Origin of the sequence: Nonomuraea sp. NPDC049624 (assembly GCF_040675255.1) — a bacterium.
Lineage (GTDB): Bacteria > Actinomycetota > Actinomycetes > Streptosporangiales > Streptosporangiaceae > Nonomuraea.
The window spans coordinates 1-17428 of sequence record NZ_JBFAOR010000016.1; the positions used below are offsets into that span (position 1 = coordinate 1).

Sequence of the window (17428 nt, forward strand, 5' to 3'; positions counted from 1 at the left end):
TGCGGATCCTCCAGCCGGTAGTACGCCATCCGGCCCGAACGGCGGGCGGCCACGATGCGATGGGCACGCAGCAGGCGCAGCGCGTGGGAGACCGCCGACTCGCTCTGCCCGGTCACCGCCGCCAGGTCGCACACGCACAGCTCGCCGTCCAGCAGGGCGACCAGCAACTTCAGCCGGTTGGGGTCGGACAGCAGGCCGAAGATGTCCGCCGTGTCGGTCAGGTCCTCGGCAGCGGGCATCCGCTCGCACACCGCGGACACCCGGTCGGCGTCCACCACCTTGACGGCGCAGCCGTCCACCATCAACACATTCTCAGCTGAAGAACTGTTCATATGTGTATTCTGTCGCCTATGCGATGAATGTCAACAACGACAACCGCCTCGTACCGCAGCTGCGCCGGGGGCGCACTCCAAGATCCGATCGCGGGTGGCGTCGCTACGACATGACGTTCTGCGGCGGCCGAGGCCCTGGCGCGTGTCACCCGGCGTGGGCGCCCACGGCGATCACGGCGTCGGTGAGGGCGGCGGCGTAGGCGTCGGTGAGCTTGCCGGGGTCGAACAAGAGCGCGTACCACATCGGCCCGAAGACCAGATCGATGAGCAGATCGTCATCGGGGTGGGTGAGCTGCCCGCGTTCGCGCGCGCGGGTGAGGATCCGGCGGACCGCCTGGCGGCGCGCCGCGATCAGCTCGCTGCTCACGCGCTGGGCGAAGGCGGGATCCTGCAACGCCTCGGCGGCCAGGGCCTGGTTGAGTGCGCCGGCCACCCCGCGCTGTCCGGCGAAGGTGGCCTCCAGCAGGGCCAGCAGGTCCTCGCGCAGGTCGCCGGTGTCGGGGGTGGGCAGCCGGGTGCGGGCGTAGACCGTCAGCACGTCCAAGATCACCTCGCCCTTGCCCGGGTAACGGCGGTAGACCGCCTGTTTGGACACACCGCTGCGGGCGGCGATGGCCTCCATGCTCACCCCTCGGTAGCCCTGCTCGGTGATCAGGTCCAGGGCGGCCTGACGGATGGCGTCGTCGACGGCGGGGTCGCGGGGTCGTCCGGTCATGGGCCGCAGTCTATTTGACATACGCACCGGTCCGTATTTAAATGTCAATACGCAACGTACCGTATTGAAAGGAGGGGGCATGCGTCCCCGCTCCTCCACCCCCGCACTGCTGACGCTGGCGTTGGGCTACTTCGCGCTGGGGACGGCCTCCCTCGCGGTCGTCGGCCTCAGCGGCCCGATCGCCGTCGACCTGAAGGTGTCCGCCGCCACCGTCGGCACCCTGATCACCGTCTTCGCGCTGGTGTTCGCCCTGGCCGCCCCCGTCGCCGCGATCGTGCTGGGTCGCCTGGACCGCCGCACCGTGCTGCTGGTGGGCCTGGCGCTGATGGCGCTGGGCGGCGCCGCAGCCGCGATGGCGCCCAACTTCGCCGCCCTGGCCGCCGCGCGGGTGGCCGCCGGGCTGGGCGCGGCGATCTTCGGACCGGCCGCCTCGGCCACCGGCTCGATGATCGTTCCCGCCGAGCAGCGGCCCCGCGCGCTGGCGGTGGTGTTCGGCGGGATGACCGCCGCCACCGTGCTGGGCGTGCCGCTGGCCTCTGCCGCGGGCGCCGCGATCGGCTGGCGCGCCACCATGGCCGCCGTGGTCGCCCTGACCCTGGTGGCCGGCGGATTGCTGGCGGTGCTGCTGCCACCGGTGGCACCGGGCCCGCCCCCCACCGGTCGCGCCTTTGCCGCCGCGCTGCGAACCCGGGGCGCCACACTGATGATCGCCACCACGCTGCTGGTGCTGACCGCCCAATTCACCGTCTACGGCGTCGCCGGGGCCTACCTGGCCGCCCGGTTCGGCGCGGGCCCGGGGCTGGTGTCGCTGACGCTGCTGGTGTTCGGCGTGCTGGGCATGGCCGGCAACGCCGCAGGTTCCCGCGTCTATGCCCGCCTGGGCGGCGGCCGCACCATCGCCGTCGCGCTGGCCGGGCTGACCCTGGCCTTCCTGGCCCTGGCCGGTGCACCCGCCGTACCGGCGGCCGGGGTCGCGGTGTTCGCCTTCTGGGCCGTCTTCAACACCTTGTTCATGGCCCCGCAACAGGCCCGGCTGGTGGAACTGCTTCCCGAACAGCGTGGGGTCCTGCTGGCTCTCAACGCCTCGGCCCTGTACCTGGGCATGAGCCTGGGCAGCCTGCTGGGCGCCGGACTGCTGCCCGCCCTGGGCGGCCACTGGCTCCCGGCACTGGCGCTACTGCCGCTGGCCGCGGCCGTCACCGCCCACGCCGCCTCCACCCGTCCGCGCCCGACCCGCCCGGCCGCCCTGGTCTCCGCGGCCACTCCGGCCCACCGCTGACCTGATCTTCCTTTCCGACCTTCCTTTGTTCGTCACCTCAACCTCACAGGAGAACCCCATGTCCCAGCCGGCAGCCCAGCTCGTGCGCGACTACTTCGAGCAGATCTGGAACCAGGGCCGCACCCAGCTGGCCGACCGGTTCCTCGCCGCGGACCTGATCCAGCACAACCCCAACCTGCCCGATGGCCGCCGTCCGCTGACCGAGTTCATCGACGGGATGCGCGCCCAGCTCCCCGACGCCCGCTTTGAGATCCGCCGCATGGCCGTCGACGGCGACCTGGTGTTCACCCACAGCCTGTTCACCGCCCAACCCGGTCACCCCGGCATCGCGGTGGTGGACATCTTCCGCATCTCCGACGGCCTGATCACCGAACACTGGGACCTGCGCGAGGACGTCCCCGCCACCACCGTCAGCGGTCACCCGATCGTCTGACCCGACCAGCACCAGCACCGGACCGAACGTCGAGGTCGATACCCGTGACCACCTCCACCACCCGCCCACTGCACGACCAGACCATCCTGATCACCGGCGCCACCGACGGCCTGGGCCGCGCCCTGGCCCACCGCCTGGCCGCCGAGGGCGCCACCCTGATCCTGCACGGCCGCAACCCGGCCAAGGGCCGGCACCTGCTGACCGACCTACGCGACCGAACCGGCAACGACCGGCTCGCCTTCGAGCATGCCGACTTCGCTCACCTGGACCAGATCCACTCCCTGGCCGACCGCCTGGCCACCCGCGACCGGCTGGACGTGCTGGTCAACAACGCCGGCATCGGCGTGGAAACCGCCCCCCAACGCAGCGCCGACGGCCTGGAGCTGACCTTCCAGGTCGACTACCTGGCCACCTACATGCTCAGCAGCCTGCTCACCCCGCTCCTGGCCCGCACCGCCGGCACAGGCGGGGGCCCGGCGCGGATCGTCAACGTCAGCTCCGCCGGACAGGCCCCCCTGGACTTCGACAACGTGCTGCTGGAGCACCACTGGGACGGCGTGCAAGCCTACTGCCAGGCCAAACTCGCCCAGATCATGCTCACCCTCGACCACGCCGAACTCCTGCGCGACCACGGCGTCACTGTCAATGCCCTGCACCCTGCTTCCTACATGCCCACCAAGATCGTCACCCACCTGTTCACCGTGCAAAGCACCCTGGACGAAGGCGTCACCCACACCGCCCGCCTGATCACCGACCCCGCCCTGGACAACGTCACCGGCACCTATTTCAACCGCTCCCGCCCCGCCCGCGCTCACCACCAGGCATACGACACCGACGCCCGCACCCGCCTGCGGGAGATCAGCCGGCAACTCACCGGCGTACCCTTCCCCGCCGCACCTCTCCGGGCCGCCGAGAACTCCCGCCGCCAGCCGGGACGGTGACCCTGGAGGGATGGGAGGCTCGAATGGTGCGTACCTGGTTCGAGCCCGAAGAGGCCGAGGAGTTCGAGGCCGCCAAGAACCTGCTGATCCGGCGGTGTGTCACGTGGGCGGAGGAGCACGGGCATCCGGTCGATGACCTGCTGCTCTCCGCAGCCGTCGACGCGCGACACGAGAGCCGTGACGGCCGGCTGGCGTACTGGGACGGTGCGAGCATCAGGTTCTTCCTGCTGCGATACGTGCCGTGCAAGGTGACGGCCGGGCGGGAGGAGCTCGACCTCGCTCCGGAGGTGCTGTGCACGTACCTGCGCTATCTCGACGTCACCGGCCTTCGCGACCCGCGCGGCGTCACATTCGCGGATGCGCGGGAGATCATCGCCGACGCGCGGGCGGAGTACGCGGCCGCGCTTGACGATCCCACGCTGCGGGGGGTGGCGACGTTCTGGGCGCACACGGCTCTCGGCCAGGGCGTCGATCTCACCGTTCCGAGGGCGTTCGAGCGGTTCAAGCGCCCCTTCCCCCAGCTGCCTGTGTACCTGCCCCCCGCGTCCGAGCTGATGGAGGCCGCCGCGCGCAGTCGGACCGTCCAGCGTCTCATCACCCTGGCCGACTGGGTGGGCAAGGACGGCCGGGCCCTCACCGACGCGGGCAACCTCCACCTCGCCGACGCTCTTGAGGTGTCGGCTCTGCTGGGTACCGGCGAGGATCGGCTGGGCGTCCGCGGCGCCGCCGATCTGCCGCAACTCAATCTGCTGCTCGCCTGGGCCAAGAAGCTGCGCCTGATTCGCACCAGCAAGGGCCGGCTGCTCCGCGTGGCCAAGGCCGCATCCTTGCTGGGCGACCCGGAGGCGCTGTGGCGGCGCGCGTTCGAGGTGCTGCCGGAGCTGGGCCGGGTGGTCACCGTGCCCGTCGAGACATGGCGATCCCAGCCTGTCCTGGCCGAGATCTTCGACGAGATCCTGCCGGACGTGCTCGACTCCATGTACGGGCTGGACGAGATGCCGGTGGTCCGGCTCGAAGAGACGGTGTGGCTGGCCTGCCAGGAGTACTTCGATCTCGACCAGGAGGAAGAGCGCCTGCGCGATCTCTGGCGCCGCGAGTCCGCCCGGGACCTGGGGCGCATGCTGGAGGTCCTGTCCGACCTCGGGGCCGTGGAGCTCACCCGCGGCCCCGCCGACCCCCTCTACGTGAGCGACCTCGACCACGACGACCAGCCCTTGCCGCCGGACGCGGTCGAACGCCTGCGCGCCGCCCTCGCCGAGCCCGGCCTCCCGCTGGTCCGCCTCACCCCGCTCGGCGTGCGCGGCGTCCGCGACCGCCTCCTCGCCGAGGGCCGCGACGCGCCCCTCGTCGGCGAACTGGCCACCGCTCCACCTGCCGAGCTGCTCGGGGTGGTCGCCCAGCACTATCCGCCGGAGGACGCCGTCGCGGAGCTCCAGGGATGGCTGGCCCGCCCGGGGCAGGACCTCGAGATGTTGCTGCAGGCGGTGCGGGACTGCCCGTTCCGTACGCGGGTGGGGGCGATGTTGCGCGTTCTGGCCGACCTCCTTCCCGAAGGGCGGCTTTTCCATGACCTACGTCACGACCCGGTCCTCGGGCCCGCCGTGTGGACGCAGCTCATTGATGCCGGGAAGATGCAGCCCGAGGCGCTGAGTGAGCGGGAGAACCTGCTGCTGGGTGCGGAGAACTTCCTGTCAGTGCTGGAGCTCGCGGGGCCTGAGGGGCTGGTGGACCAGCTCAAGAGGATGGGAGGCGGGGACGCGTACGAGTTCGTGAAGGCGGTCCTGGCGTCGGGGCACCCCGATGTCGTGGGATTGCGGGAGCTGCGCGAGCTGGTGGCCGAGCCGCTCCGCAGGACCGCCCGCCGTCGCCTCCGCCTCGTCCCCACCCGGCCGCCGGGAGCTCGGGGCCGCCGGAGGAGGCGCTAGTCCAGCAGCCATGCCACCCCTCCGCCGGAGAGTCTGTCAGGACATGGCATGTGTTCTGACTGAACCACCGACCGAGGTTGTGGGAGTCGACGCTCACTCTGGGCGGGGGCCGGTCAGTGCGGGATGGTGTCGCGGTGGGCGGCCAGCCACGTGTCGAACGACTGCAGTCGCGGGTTGAGCTCGCGCAGCAGCTCGAAGTCGATGAGCTCGGCGATGTCGGGGGCGGCCGCGATCAGGTACTGGAGCATGTTGCCGACCTCGCCCGCGCCCGGGAACCCCGCGGCCCGGATCATGTCGGGGCTGACCGCCTGGTAGGTGACGGGCTCGCCGAGCGCCCGGCTCAGCGCGGCGGCGTACTGCGCGCCGGTGAGCACGGCCCCGGCGACGCTCACCCGCCTGCCGGCCATCCCGATCCCCTGGCGGAAGATCCCGAGCGCGGTCCTGCCGACGTCCTCCGCGGCCTGCGCGGCCACCCTCGCCTCGCCGAACCCGAGCGGCAGCACCAGCGCGCCCGTCTCGTCACGCCGGGGCGCGAACATGTCCCGGAACGCCTCGTAGTAGACGTTCGCCTGCAGGAAGGTGGTGGGCACGCCCGACTCCAGGAAGAACCGGTCGGCCTCGGCCTTGCCGTCGGCGTGCGGCACCTTGTACGTGCCCTCGAAGCTGGGCGTCCCGTCGTCCGGACGGAAGTAGGCGCGCGTGTCGGACAACGTGGACCAGACGAAATGCCGGACGCCGGCCTCCCGGCCCGCCCGCGCGGCGTTGCCGGCCTGCTCCCGCTCCTTGGCGGTCGCGGGCCGGGCCCGCTCCTCCTCGGGCGTGCGCGGCTCCCAGAAGTTGGTCACCACGAAGGCGCCGTGGGCGCCGTCGAACGCCCTGCGCAGGCTGCCCGCGTCGTCGAGGTCGGCCCCCACGACCTCGGCCCCCAGCGCGGCCAGCTCCCTGGCCCGCGCCGAACCCGGGTCCCGGGTCAGGGCCCGCGCGGCGAACCGCCCGCCGTGGTCGTCGAGGATCGCGCGGACCAGCCCGCCTCCTTGCGCTCCGGTCGCGCCCACCACGGCGATGATCTGCTGCTCGGTCACAGGAACGGTCCCCTCATGTGGTCAGGTTGATGTATCAACCCGCTCACCATACAGCGCCAGGTTGATACGTCAAGCAAGCGGTAGAGTGGGTGTCATGGGATGGGAGCAGGACCTCGGCGAGGCCGACCGGATGTGGCGCACGTACATCGAGATGGCCAAGCACCTCGGCTCACACCTGCAGCAGCACCTGCAGCGCGAGTGCGACCTGTCCGCGGCCGACTTCGAGGTCCTGGTCCGGCTCACGGAGTCGGAGCGGCGGGAGATGCCCGTCGCGGAGGTGGCCGCCGCGACCCAGTGGGAGAAGAGCCGCCTGTCCCACCAGCTCACCCGGATGGCGCAGCGCGGGCTGGTCGAGCGGGTCGACACCGACGACCGCCGCTATCCCGACGTGCGGCTCACCGACAAGGGCTCCGCGGCGATCGACAAGGCTGTCCCCGAGCACACCGAGCTGGTGCACGCCCTGTTCATCGACGTGCTGGGCCCCGAGCGGCTGGCCGGTTTCGCACAGGCATGCGCCGACGTGCTCCGCGCGCTCGACGAGCACCGGGAGCGTGACTGCTCGTTGTGATCACGCTCCCGCGCCGCCGCCGGTCAGCCTGCGACGGCCTTCCAGTTCCAGGTGAGCCCGTAGGACGCGCTCAGCGCCAGCAGACCCGGGCCGACGGTGCCGAGGCTGAGGAAGCGGCCCTGCGCGTCGTACTGGCCCACCGCCGTCGGTGGCGAGGCGTGCCTGTCGGCCGGCGGGGTGCAGAACATGTAGCCGCCGTCATTGGGACGGAATTCGTTCAGCGTGAGCAGGTTGCCGTCGCCGACCGCGGGGTTGGTGGCCGTTGAATTGACATACAGCCCCTTGTGGACCAGGTAGTAGCAGTAATAGTCCTCGGTCTTGTCGGCGTAGACGGGCATGAACTCTTCCTCGGAATCGTCGCTGTCGGGTTCGAGCGCCACCGGCGTGCCCGGCTCCGGATCGGAGTCCTGCACGGTCATGGCCGAGCCCGCGCCGGTGACGATCTCATCGACGTCCAGCGCCTCGTTCTCGGCGTCCTGGAGGAACCAGCGCTGGTCGGGATCGAATTCGTCGGTGAGGTCACGGCCCACCAGTTCTTCGCCGTCGGCGCGATCCAGGGCGGTCAACGCCTGGCCCGTGGCCTTGTTCAGCAATATCCAGGTGCCGTCTCCCATGTCGAGCAATCGCCACAGCTGGGAGTCGCCCTCGTCGGAGCCCTGGAGAATCGCCGGCGCGTCGCCGAGCCCGGATTCCTGGCCCAGATACGTACGCGTGAGGCTGTGCAGGACGCGATAGTGTCCCGGGTCGTCCCCGGCGGGCAGGAACCGGAAATCGTGCGCGCTCTGCTCGGACCGGGCGAACGTCCTGGTCTTGAGACGGCTGCTGCCGGGCCGCGTCCCCGCGCCCGAAGGGTAGGGGGAGCGGGTGCTGGAGGCGCTTCTGAGATTCTGCGTCGTCCGCGGAACGGCCTTCGCCTGCCGCGCCGGTTGGGACGTCGTGCACCGCGGGTCCTCGGTGAGATAGGAGAAGTCGTATTCGACGGGAAGGTGGTCCGACATCTCGAAGTCGGTCATCGGCGTCCCCAACCCGTACCCCCTGTAGAGCGCCGGGGTGACGCCGTTCCGGGTGACGGCGTAGTCGATCGTGCGTCCGCTGACCGGCCGGGTGGGCCCGCTGGAGGGCAGGACGTCGAACTGACGGGAGTCGTCGCCGAGTGCGGTCAACAATCCCGTCTGCCCGTAAGCCTCCATGTTGAAGTCGCCGAGGACCACCCAGGGCAGCGGTTGCCCGTTCGGGCCGGCGGTCTGCATGCGACTCCTGACGTTCCTCAGCATCGTGACGTTGTCCGTGCCGCCTGCCGCGGCCCCGTGCCAGGTGAAGTAGACGACCCCGCAATAGTTGACGCCGAGCGCGGGACGGGACTTGCCCTCGTGAACGCCGTTCCGGGTCGCTCCGGGGACGACGAATATCTCGTCCCTCCGGACACTTCTCCGCGTCCAGACCGCCAGATTGATCTTCTCGGGGTTGCCGGACCCGGTGTCGACGTTCGTGTTCAGCCAGTAGAGGTAACCTCCGCCGCGGCCTCCAGTGGTCCGGCTGAGCCAGATCTCCTCGACGGGAGGCGCGTTCGTGCTCCCGTCGCGCATCCTCTTGACGTAGTCGCTCTGCGCGATCGTGTCTTTGCCCCAAGAGTGCCGCTCGGCGGGATAGCCGGTTTCCTGCAGGGCGAGGATGTCGTTCTCCCTGGGAGGGCTCTCCCGGGTGTGCAAGGCGGGCAGCGCGGTCGCGTACCTGTCGCCCTGCTGTGGCGAGGACGCGCCGGCCATGTTCCAGGTGGCCGCCTTGATCTCGACCAGCTTCGGGTCGCGTGGAGGAAGCTCGCCGCCGGTGTCGCGGAGGAACAGCGAGTGCCGGTGTCCCACGTCGAGGGCGGCCACTCCGTTGCCCTGGTAGTTCAGGGTCTCCCGTCCGGTCCAGTCCGTGATCGCCTGCCCGTTCTGGCTCAGGGGCAGGAACGCCCGTGGGTCGGAGTCGTCCGATCCGAACTGGAAGGCGGTGCCGGCCTGGCCGCCGTACGGCCGGTACGGCTCGAACGGCCCGCCGGCGGTGGTCTGCTTGCTCAGCGTGTTGTCGTAGAAGACGTTCTGCGGCCCGGAGGAGCCGGCCCACTTGCCCGCCTTGGGCCCGGCCGCCCACCAGATCGGGTACCAGGTGCCCGCGTCGATCTCGCCGCCCTCGCCACCGCAGTTGGCGGAGCAACTGGCCGAGCGGTGCTCGTAGGGCACTCGCACCGTGTTCTGCTCGAACAGGTTGTCGTGCTCCCAGCCGCCGTGCAGGTTCAGGTCGGAGTCGAGGTCGTTGCGGAAGGCGACGTTGCCGCCCGCCGACCACTGGAAGGTGAAGTGGCGCAGGTTGCGGCTGAGGTTGTGCGCCCACAACGAGTCCCACACGCGGCTGCCACGTAGGTAGCCGTTGCCGCCCTTGCCCTTGTTCCAGGCGCCGTCGAAGCTGTTGCGCTCGATCTGCAGGTTGCGCGCCACCTCGGTGACGATCGGGTGCGAGCCGGTCATCGTGGCCCTGAGCCCGCGCGCCCAGCTGTTCGCCGCCCATTTGAACACGATGCCGTGCATGGCGTACTCGGGCGCCAGGTTGCCGTAGTTGTGCACGGCCTGTTCGGGAGTGAGCGAGTACGTCTCCTGGCCGCCGATCTTCGGCAGGCCGTTCATGTCCTGGGTGAAGGAGAAGTTCTCGAACCCGACGCCCTCGACCACCTTCAGCGGCGTGACCTTGCTGGCGTACGGGGTGCCGTTGCCGTTCAGCGGTTCGGAGCCGTCCGATTCGGAATTCACCGGCAGGTCCCACCTCAGCGGCCGGTCCAGCGTGATCGTCTTGGCCGTGGCGTCCATGCGGCTGAGCCGGAACATCTCCTGCCGCATGTGGAGCGCCTCGATCATGCTCTGCTCGGTGATGCCCTGCTGCGCGTAGAACTTCCTGCTGTTGGCCGCGCCCACCCAGACATAGCCGCCCGGCCGGAACTTGGACATGTCGGCCTTCGCGTCCAGCCGCACGACCGTGCCTCCCGCTCGTGCCGAGAAGCCCGGGTCGTCGGCCGCGGCGGCCACCTTGAAGCCGGAGACCCAGTGCTGGTTGACGCTGCCCTCGTAGAGGTCCTTGCGCATGGGCAGGTTGGAAGCCAGCTCCCAGTCGTCCTGGTACCGGGCCGCCACCTCCCGGGTCTGGACGCGGAACATGCCACGTCCGGGCCAGATCCAGCCGCCGTTGCCGATGTCGGGGGCGGTGCCGGCGATCATGCTCTCCTGGTCCCAGCGGCCGTTGATCACCTGGTCGTAGCGGGTCTGGAGGCCGGGCCTGAACACCAGCCGGGTGCCGCCGTCGCCGGAGCCCTTGCCTCGTACGATCAGAAATCCGGCATCCACGTAGATCTGCCGGGTGATGTCGATCCGGCCTGCCGGTAGCTCGATGAGCGAGAGCCGGTCGAAGTTGGCGTTCGGCGAGCAGTCGTTCTTGACGTGGTCGATCGCCTTCTGCAGCCCGGCGGTGTCGTCGGTCCCGTCGTCCGCCGTCACCTTGTAGGAGGAGGCGAGCTCTTCCGGCGAGATGCGGCAGGAGGCGTCGTCGGTCAGCTCCGTTTCGCCCTCGGGCAGCTCCTGGCCGCCTCGGTACCCGGCGCGCGACCAGTCCGGCAGTCCGGCCGGCGGGGCCGTGCGGTTGTCGTGGCTCAGGTCAGGGCCGGCCGCTGCGGGCCCGGCCCCCGGCGGGTCCTCCGCCGTGGCGGGTGCGGTCGCGGAAGCCGGGGAGGCGGACGCCCCCCACGCCGCCGAGGTGCTGCCCGGCGACGACAACGAGAGCAGCAGGACGCCCACCATGGCCGCCGCTGGTCGGACCGTTCTCACGTGATCTCTCCGAGAAGGACGCGGACGCCGGGATCCGGCGTCGGTGACGATGACGTCGTCCGGCTGAGCGTTCGCCGGCTTCACCACTGCGGGGCCGACGGCGTGGGCATCGCCGCGAAGTCGTAGACCTTCTTCCACAGCACGCCGCTCCTGCCGCCGGCCGAACCGTTGATGACGTAGAAGAGATCGGTGCCGGCCACCACGGCCAGCGGGGTTCTGCCGGGTGAGAGCGCGAAGCTGTTCTCCTCGTAGTAGCCGCTCCACCCGCCGTCGCGCGAGATCATGTAACTGCCGATGGTGTTGTCACGGTCCTCGGTGATGGTGATGACGCCGTAGCCGCTCCGGGAGAGCGCGACGGACGGGCCGTTCCTCGTGTAGCCCGGCGTGCCTGTCGCATAGACCCGGAACGGAGTCGTCCAGTTGCCGGTCCCGTAGCGCTGCCGCGACATGTACACGTAGTTGTCGGTGCCCGTGAAGGCGAGCACGACCTGGTTCCAGGGAGCGGGGTCGGCGCCGGTGCCCACCTGGGCGGCCAGCCCCGGCGCGTCCTTGCTCCGCGCGCCCGGCACGAGGCTGGGCGAGCTGTAGGCACCGGTGTCGCCGTTGTAGTACATCGTCCAGATGTCGTCGGTGGACTGGCTGTTCCAGGCGAGCATGAAGGAGTTGCCGGGGAGCGCGGCAGCCGCCACGGGCTCGGTGTCGGTGGTGCGCGTGTCGTTGGGGATCCTGGTCCAGCTGGGCAGGGTGGCGGGGAGCTGGTAGCTCGAGGTGAGCTGGACGCGGTGCTGGTAGACGTGGCCCTCGGTGCCGGTGTGGAAGATCCGGAAGTTGCCGCGGCCTCCGTCGTCGGTCCAGATCACCCGCGGCGGCGTCCAGGTCTGCGCGTCGGGCAGCGAGTACGCGGGCCCGTTGTTCAACGAGATCCAGATGGAGTCGTTGTCCGCGCCGCGCCAGGCGTGCAGGATGTTGCCGCGGTCGTCGCGCGCCTCTCCCGGAGTGGACCTGCTGGTGATCTGCCCGCCGGCGTAGGTGACCGGCTGCCAGACGGACCCCTCGCCGGGGAAGCCCCAGGAGCTGATCGAGGCGCCGCCGTCGTCGGCAGAGGCCGGCGCCGTCATTCCACCGGCAGCGGCGATCAGCGCCACGGCCGCGATGAACATCCTCTTCTTGACGAACATCTCTTCTCCCGCATCGTCTCTCGAATCGACGGCCATCGCGCCGTTGGCCCGGCGGTGACTCATGGACCGTCGTCACAGAGACAAAGTGCGGGCGGCCGCTCGTGACATGACGCTCGTCACATCACCGTCCCGCTCGCGGACGACGGCGGGCCGCGGGTCCTCAGGCCGTGAGCGCCGCGCCTTCGAGCAGCGTGGTGCGGATCTGCTTGCGTGAGGTGATGCCGAGCTTCGCGAACACCTTGCGCAGGTGCCACTCGACGGTGTGCGGGCTGATGAAGAGCTGAGCGCCGATCTCGGGGTTCGTCAGCCCGTCGCCGGCCAGGCGCGCTATCTGCGCCTCCTGGGCGGTGAGGGTCGCGCGTGCCTCGACGGTGCGCCTGCGTACCGTCTCACCGGTGGCCTGGAGCTCGCGCCGGGCGCGTTCCGCGAACGCCTCGGCTCCCATGTCGCCGAGCAGCTCGTATGCGAGGCCCAGCTGCTCGCGTGCGTCGAGGCGGCGGTTCTCCCGGCGCAGCCACTCGCCGTAGAGCAGCCGGGTGCGGGCGAGCGTCGTCCGGACCTCGGTGCGGCCGAGCCGCTCGATCGCCTCGCGGTAGAGGACGTCGGCGTCCGCTCCGTCGCTCACCTGGGCCCGTACGCACGCCGAGGTCCCGAGGGCCCAGTCGGTGCCGCTGGCTCGGGCCATCTCGTCGAGGCGCCAGGCGACCTCGGCCGCCCGGGCGGACCTCCCGCTCCGGACGGCGGCCTCGACGAGTTCGACCGTGGACCTGATGGCCGTCCCGCCGAGCTCCCGCGGGTGCTCGAAGGCTCGCTCGGCGGCGACGTACGCCTCCTCGTACCGGCCGAGGCCGTTGCAGAGCACCGCGCTCGCCCACTGGGTGGCGGTCACCACCTTGCCTTCCCCCTGGATGGCCGGGTCCCGCATGATCGCTGCGCTCACCTGACGTGTGGCGGCCTCCCGTCCTCTCCACGGCTCGAGTATCAGGGCCGCGTACTGGGCCAGGTAGCGGCTGCCCGTCACCTCGCCGATCGTCACCGCCTCGGCGACCAGCGCGTCGGCCAGGGCGAACTCACCGGCGAGGACCCTGTTCGACACGAGCATGTGGAGCGCTGAGGGCAGCACCGACAGCGCGCCCGCCTCGCGTGCCAGATCGACCAGTCTCGCGGAGAGCACCGACCAACTGTCGAAGTCCCAGACGTTGTGGGCCATCCGGGACGCGAACGGCAGCCAGCCAAGGCCCTGTTCCCTGGACACCCCTTCGGCGCGGAAGGACTCCAGGGCCCGCAGCACCATCGGCACGCCCGCGGCGGAACCCTCCGTGAGCGCCACGCCCACGCCGTTCAGGAGCAGGTCGTTGCGCTCCGGCGGCGGCCCCGGCGGTGCGGCGAGCAGCGCCTCGGCGATGTCTGCCACCTGGGCGCCGCTCGGCAGCCGGCCCGCGTTCATGGCCGCGTTCAACGTGTCGCGGTAGGTCTCGCGGGCCAGCCCGGCGTCCAGCGGCGCCAGGCGCTCACCGGCTCTGAGCAGCAGCGGGAAGGCGGAACCGGCGCTCCTGGAGGCGAACGCGATCTGGCCGCGCAGCAGGTCCGCCTGGGCGAGTTCGCGTTCGTCCAGAGTGCTGAGTTCGGCCGCGTCCAGCAGTTCGAGCGCGGCGTCGTACCCGCCGGCCTGGTACTTGGCCCGTGCGGCCGCCAGGGCCCTGGCGCCGCGGCGCGCGGGATCGGGGGTCAGCTCGGCTGCCCGCTCGTGGAACGCCGCCGCCGCGGCGACTCCGCCGCGCGCCTGCGCCCGATCGGCCGAGCGCTCCAGCTCGGCGGCCACCGTCTCGTCGGGGCCGGCCGTCGCGTTGGCGAGGTGCCACGCCCGGCGGTCGGGGTCCGCCCGGGGGTCGGTCGCGTCGGCCAGCGCGCGGTGGACGTCCTGCCGGTCCTGCGGGGACGCGACGCGGTAGGCCGCCGATCGCATGAGGGGATGGCGGAAACGCACCCGCGTACCGATGGCGATCAGCCCCGCCGCCTCGGCCGGCGACGCGGCGGACACCTCGATGCCGAGCGACTCCGCCGCGCGGGTCAGCAGGGTGACATCCCCGACCGGCTCGGCCGCCGCGATGAGCAGCAGCCGCTGTGTCTCGGCCGGCAACGACCGGACCCGCCGCAGGAAGCCCTGCTCGATCTGACTGGCCAGCGGTCGCGCGTCGGGCCGCCCGAATCCACCCGCCAGCTCCGCCGGCGCCAGCCCCCGGGGCAGTTCGAGCAGGGCCAGCGGGTTTCCCTGCGTCTCGACGACGATCCGGTCCCGGACCTGCTCGTCGAGCCGTCCCGGAGTCACGGAGTCCAGCAGGGCGCGGGCGTCGCCGTCGCTCAACCGTCCCACGTCGAGCTGGGGCAGGCCCTTCAGCTCCGGTCCGAGGTGGTGCTCGCGCACCGCGAACACCAGCCCGATCGGCTCCGCGAGCAGGCGCCGCGCGACGAAGGCGAGGGTCTGCGCGGAGACCTGGTCGAGCCACTGCGCGTCATCGACGAGGCAGACCAGCGGCCCCTTCTCGGCCACGTCGGCGAGCAGGCTGAGCACCGCGAGCCCGACCAGGAAGCGGTCCGGCGGAGTTCCCGCGCTCAGGCCGAACGCCGTCCCGAGCGCGTCGCGTTGCGGGCCCGGCAGGCGGCCCAGATGCTCCAGGAACGGGGAGCACAGCTGGTGCAGCCCGCCGAAGGCCAGCTCCATCTCGGATTCCACGCCGGTCGCCCTGATGATCCGGCAGCCGGACGCGCTGTCCCGCGCGTACTCCAGCAGCGCCGTCTTGCCGATGCCGGCCTCGCCGCGCAGCACCAGGACCGAGCTGTGGCCGTCCTGCACCGTCGCCACGAGCTGATCCAGCGTCTCGCACTCCAGTTGCCGCCCGCGAAGTTGCGACCCGGGACCTCTGCTTGTCATGGCACTGCCCCCGACGATCATCTGTTCGTTGCCCCATGGCTGCCGAACATGGGGAGAAACCGGCGCACGTCCTAGATGGACACGTAACCTACCGTTCCGCCATTGAGCCCAGCAATCCACCAGGGTGCGGGCCAGGGTGCCGACCACGGTGTTCCCAGGGCGCGATGGCGCAGCACGAGCAGCGACCGTGATCGCAGTGGCATCACCGGATGCCAGCTGTCGAACGGAGCCGCCATCGTGACCATGACCCTCCTGGAGTCGTACGAAGACCGCGCAGAGCAGACCCGTGACCGGTCGATCACCCCTGGGGACGGAGACGATCCGGCGTTCGTCAGCGCCGCGCCCCGGCTTCTCACGATCGGCCTGCGCGTCCTGCAGGACATGGGCGAAGCCGAGGACGTGGTGCAGGAGACGTGGCTGCGTTGGGCCCGTGCCGATCGGTCGGTCGTCATCAGCCCGCCGGCGTTCCTCGCGCTGACCACCACGAGGCTCGCCGTCAATGTCGCCCGGTCCGCCCGCAGGCGCCGGGAGACCTCCGCCGGCTCCTGGCTGCCCGAGACGGCGGACCTCTCCGCCGGGCCCGAGACGGCAGCCGAACGACGAGAGGCGGTCGACACCGCGATCCGGCTGCTGCTGGAGAGGCTGACACCCGCCGAACGAGCCGTCTACCTCCTGCGCACGGCCTTCGACTACCCCTACCGCGAGATCTCCGAGCTGCTCCACCTCGGCGAAGACCATGCGCGGCAACTCCTGCGACGCGCCCGCCACCGCCTCGCCGCCGAGCGACGCCACCAGGTGAGCACCGCCGCGCACCGGCGCCTCGTGCGGACGTTCGTCGCCGCCGCCCGGTCCGGCGACCTCGCCGAGCTGGAACAAGTGCTCGCCGCCGACATCGCCCGCTGAGTTCGATCGCCGTTGCGGCGATCTGTCACAGATCACGACGCCGTCCGGTCTTCCAGGTGAACCGGACGCCGAACGAGCGACAGGAGCGTGAGCGTGCCCTCAACCAGGACCACCATCCGGATCCGGGTCAGGATGAGCTCCCGCCCCGTCGACGAGCCGCATCGGGCGTCGAGCCAGCTCGAGCTGCTCTTCGATCTCACCTTCGTGGTCGCGGTCGCGGCCGTCACGGCGCAGTTCGCGCACGCCGTCGCCGAAGGTCATGGACTGACCGGGCTGGTCCCGTTCCTCCAGGTGTTCTTCGCCATCTGGTGGGCGTGGATGAACTTCACCTGGTTCGCCTCGTCCTACGACACCGACGACGTCCCCTACCGGCTGCTGACCATGGTGCAGATGGCGGGGGTGCTGGTCCTCGCCGTCGGCGTGCCCGCCGCGGCCGGCCACTCCGACTACGGGATCATCACCCTGGGCTACCTCGTCATGAGGATCGGGCTCGTCGCCCAATGGCTGAGGGCCGCGTTCGAGGACCCGGCGAGCCGCCGTACGGGGCTCCGCTACGCCGCGGGCATCGGTCTGGTCGAGCTGGGCTGGTTGCTCCGGCTCGCTCTCCTGGACGCCGGCCTCCTGCCGGCCTCGGTCCAGCTGCCGTTCTTCGCCGGCCTGGTCGTCGTGGAGCTGGCGGTGCCGTGGTGGGCGGAGCGGGGCAGGGCGACCACCTGGCACCCGCGGCACATCGCCGAGCGTTACGGCCTGTTCACGATCATTCTGCTGGGCGAGAGCGTCCTGGCCGCGAGCAGAGGGGTCGAAGGGGCGCTCGAAGCGGCTCCCCTCGTCGTCATCGCCGGATCCGGGCTCGTCCTGCTGTTCGCCCTGTGGTGGCTGTACTTCCTGGTCGAGGCAGGGGAGGGGCTCAGCGAGCGGCGTCACCGGTCGTACTGGTGGGGGTACGGCCACTTCGGCATCTTCGCCGCGCTGGCGGCTCTCGGCGCCGGGCTCGAGGTGGCGGTGGAGCAGAGCGGGCGCCAGCCGGCGGCATCGCCGATGGAGATCGGCTACGCGGTCGCCGTCCCGGTCGCGGTGTATCTCATCCTGCTCCGGGCGGTGCACGCGCTGGTCGACGCGGACTCCGTCATCCCCCGCACTGCCGTGGCGGGGTGCGTCGGCGCCGTCGTGTTGTCGCCGCTCGCGACGCCGTGGATCGGGGTGGCCGCCGTGGTCGCGCTGATCGCGGCCGCCTGCGTCGCGCTGGTCGCCGTCGCCGTCTGGGCGGCACGTAACTGAAGGAGCAT

The 17428-nt window shown here is 71.0% G+C and carries 13 protein-coding genes; 7 read left to right on the forward strand and 6 right to left on the reverse strand.

Annotated features, from left to right (window positions below; genetic code table 11):
- The coding region (locus AB0J76_RS43410) for a metalloregulator ArsR/SmtB family transcription factor (RefSeq protein ID WP_352320117.1) at positions 1–302 on the reverse strand (302 nt) is incomplete at its 3' end.
- 175 nt (positions 303–477) lie between these two features.
- Positions 478–1047: a TetR/AcrR family transcriptional regulator gene (locus AB0J76_RS43415; RefSeq protein WP_352320119.1), complete on the reverse strand. Its 570-nt coding sequence runs from the start codon at positions 1045–1047 to the stop codon at positions 478–480.
- A gap of 79 nt (positions 1048–1126) precedes the next feature.
- On the opposite strand from AB0J76_RS43415, the gene AB0J76_RS43420 reads away from it, so the two are divergent.
- The 4 genes from AB0J76_RS43420 to AB0J76_RS43435 are packed head-to-tail and all read left to right on the forward strand — an operon-like array spanning position 1127 to position 5625.
- The gene (locus tag AB0J76_RS43420) at positions 1127–2326 is read left to right on the forward strand and encodes an MFS transporter (protein ID WP_352320121.1); all 1200 of its coding nucleotides are present in this window, start codon (positions 1127–1129) and stop codon (positions 2324–2326) included.
- Positions 2327–2384: 58 nt separating this feature from the next.
- Entirely contained in the window at positions 2385–2759 is a 375-nt protein-coding gene (locus tag AB0J76_RS43425) for a nuclear transport factor 2 family protein (protein ID WP_352320123.1), read from the forward strand.
- 44 nt (positions 2760–2803) lie between these two features.
- Positions 2804–3700 carry an SDR family NAD(P)-dependent oxidoreductase gene (locus AB0J76_RS43430; protein ID WP_352320125.1) on the forward strand — a complete coding sequence of 299 codons (897 nt, stop codon included), beginning with the start codon at positions 2804–2806 and terminating at the stop codon, positions 3698–3700.
- A 23-nt stretch (positions 3701–3723) separates the two neighbouring features.
- Positions 3724–5625, forward strand: coding sequence for a hypothetical protein (locus tag AB0J76_RS43435; RefSeq protein ID WP_352320126.1), 1902 nt, complete (start codon positions 3724–3726; stop codon positions 5623–5625).
- Positions 5626–5738: 113 nt separating this feature from the next.
- Here AB0J76_RS43435 and AB0J76_RS43440 read toward each other — a convergent pair whose 3' ends face one another.
- Complete coding sequence (locus AB0J76_RS43440) at positions 5739–6707, reverse strand: NmrA/HSCARG family protein (protein ID WP_352320128.1); 969 nt, start codon at positions 6705–6707, stop codon at positions 5739–5741.
- A gap of 94 nt (positions 6708–6801) precedes the next feature.
- On the opposite strand from AB0J76_RS43440, the gene AB0J76_RS43445 reads away from it, so the two are divergent.
- Positions 6802–7275, forward strand: coding sequence for a MarR family transcriptional regulator (locus tag AB0J76_RS43445; RefSeq protein WP_352320130.1), 474 nt, complete (start codon positions 6802–6804; stop codon positions 7273–7275).
- 23 nt (positions 7276–7298) lie between these two features.
- On the opposite strand, the gene AB0J76_RS43450 is transcribed toward AB0J76_RS43445, so the two are convergent.
- From AB0J76_RS43450 to AB0J76_RS43460, 3 genes are all read right to left on the reverse strand, one after another.
- Complete coding sequence (locus tag AB0J76_RS43450) at positions 7299–11129, reverse strand: endonuclease/exonuclease/phosphatase family protein (protein ID WP_352320132.1); 3831 nt, start codon at positions 11127–11129, stop codon at positions 7299–7301.
- Between the two features lie 80 nt (positions 11130–11209).
- Positions 11210–12307 carry a hypothetical protein gene (locus tag AB0J76_RS43455; RefSeq protein ID WP_352320133.1) on the reverse strand — a complete coding sequence of 366 codons (1098 nt, stop codon included), beginning with the start codon at positions 12305–12307 and terminating at the stop codon, positions 11210–11212.
- Positions 12308–12467: 160 nt separating this feature from the next.
- On the reverse strand, positions 12468–15239 hold the full coding sequence (locus tag AB0J76_RS43460; RefSeq protein WP_352320135.1) for an AAA family ATPase: 2772 nt from the start codon (positions 15237–15239) through the stop codon (positions 12468–12470).
- Positions 15240–15482: 243 nt separating this feature from the next.
- Between AB0J76_RS43460 and AB0J76_RS43465 the strand changes: the two genes are divergently transcribed.
- Together AB0J76_RS43465 and AB0J76_RS43470 are read left to right on the forward strand one after the other, a co-directional pair.
- The gene (locus AB0J76_RS43465) at positions 15483–16142 is read left to right on the forward strand and encodes a sigma-70 family RNA polymerase sigma factor (protein ID WP_352320218.1); all 660 of its coding nucleotides are present in this window, start codon (positions 15483–15485) and stop codon (positions 16140–16142) included.
- A gap of 87 nt (positions 16143–16229) precedes the next feature.
- A complete protein-coding gene (locus AB0J76_RS43470; protein ID WP_352320136.1) occupies positions 16230–17420 on the forward strand; it encodes a low temperature requirement protein A in 1191 nt (396 codons plus the stop codon).
- Positions 17421–17428: the final 8 nt, after the last annotated feature.

What these genes read in the sequence shown, in the direction of transcription:
- AB0J76_RS43415 (WP_352320119.1), bottom strand. Translation starts at nt 1,047, where the DNA reads ATGACCGGACGACCCCGCGACCCCGCCGTCGACGACGCCATCCGTCAG.
- AB0J76_RS43420 (WP_352320121.1), top strand. Translation starts at nt 1,127, where the DNA reads ATGCGTCCCCGCTCCTCCACCCCCGCACTGCTGACGCTGGCGTTGGGC.
- AB0J76_RS43425 (WP_352320123.1), top strand. Translation starts at nt 2,385, where the DNA reads ATGTCCCAGCCGGCAGCCCAGCTCGTGCGCGACTACTTCGAGCAGATC.
- AB0J76_RS43435 (WP_352320126.1), top strand. Translation starts at nt 3,724, where the DNA reads ATGGTGCGTACCTGGTTCGAGCCCGAAGAGGCCGAGGAGTTCGAGGCC.
- AB0J76_RS43445 (WP_352320130.1), top strand. Translation starts at nt 6,802, where the DNA reads ATGGGATGGGAGCAGGACCTCGGCGAGGCCGACCGGATGTGGCGCACG.
- AB0J76_RS43455 (WP_352320133.1), bottom strand. Translation starts at nt 12,307, where the DNA reads ATGTTCGTCAAGAAGAGGATGTTCATCGCGGCCGTGGCGCTGATCGCC.
- AB0J76_RS43460 (WP_352320135.1), bottom strand. Translation starts at nt 15,239, where the DNA reads ATGACAAGCAGAGGTCCCGGGTCGCAACTTCGCGGGCGGCAACTGGAG.
- AB0J76_RS43465 (WP_352320218.1), top strand. Translation starts at nt 15,483, where the DNA reads ATGACCCTCCTGGAGTCGTACGAAGACCGCGCAGAGCAGACCCGTGAC.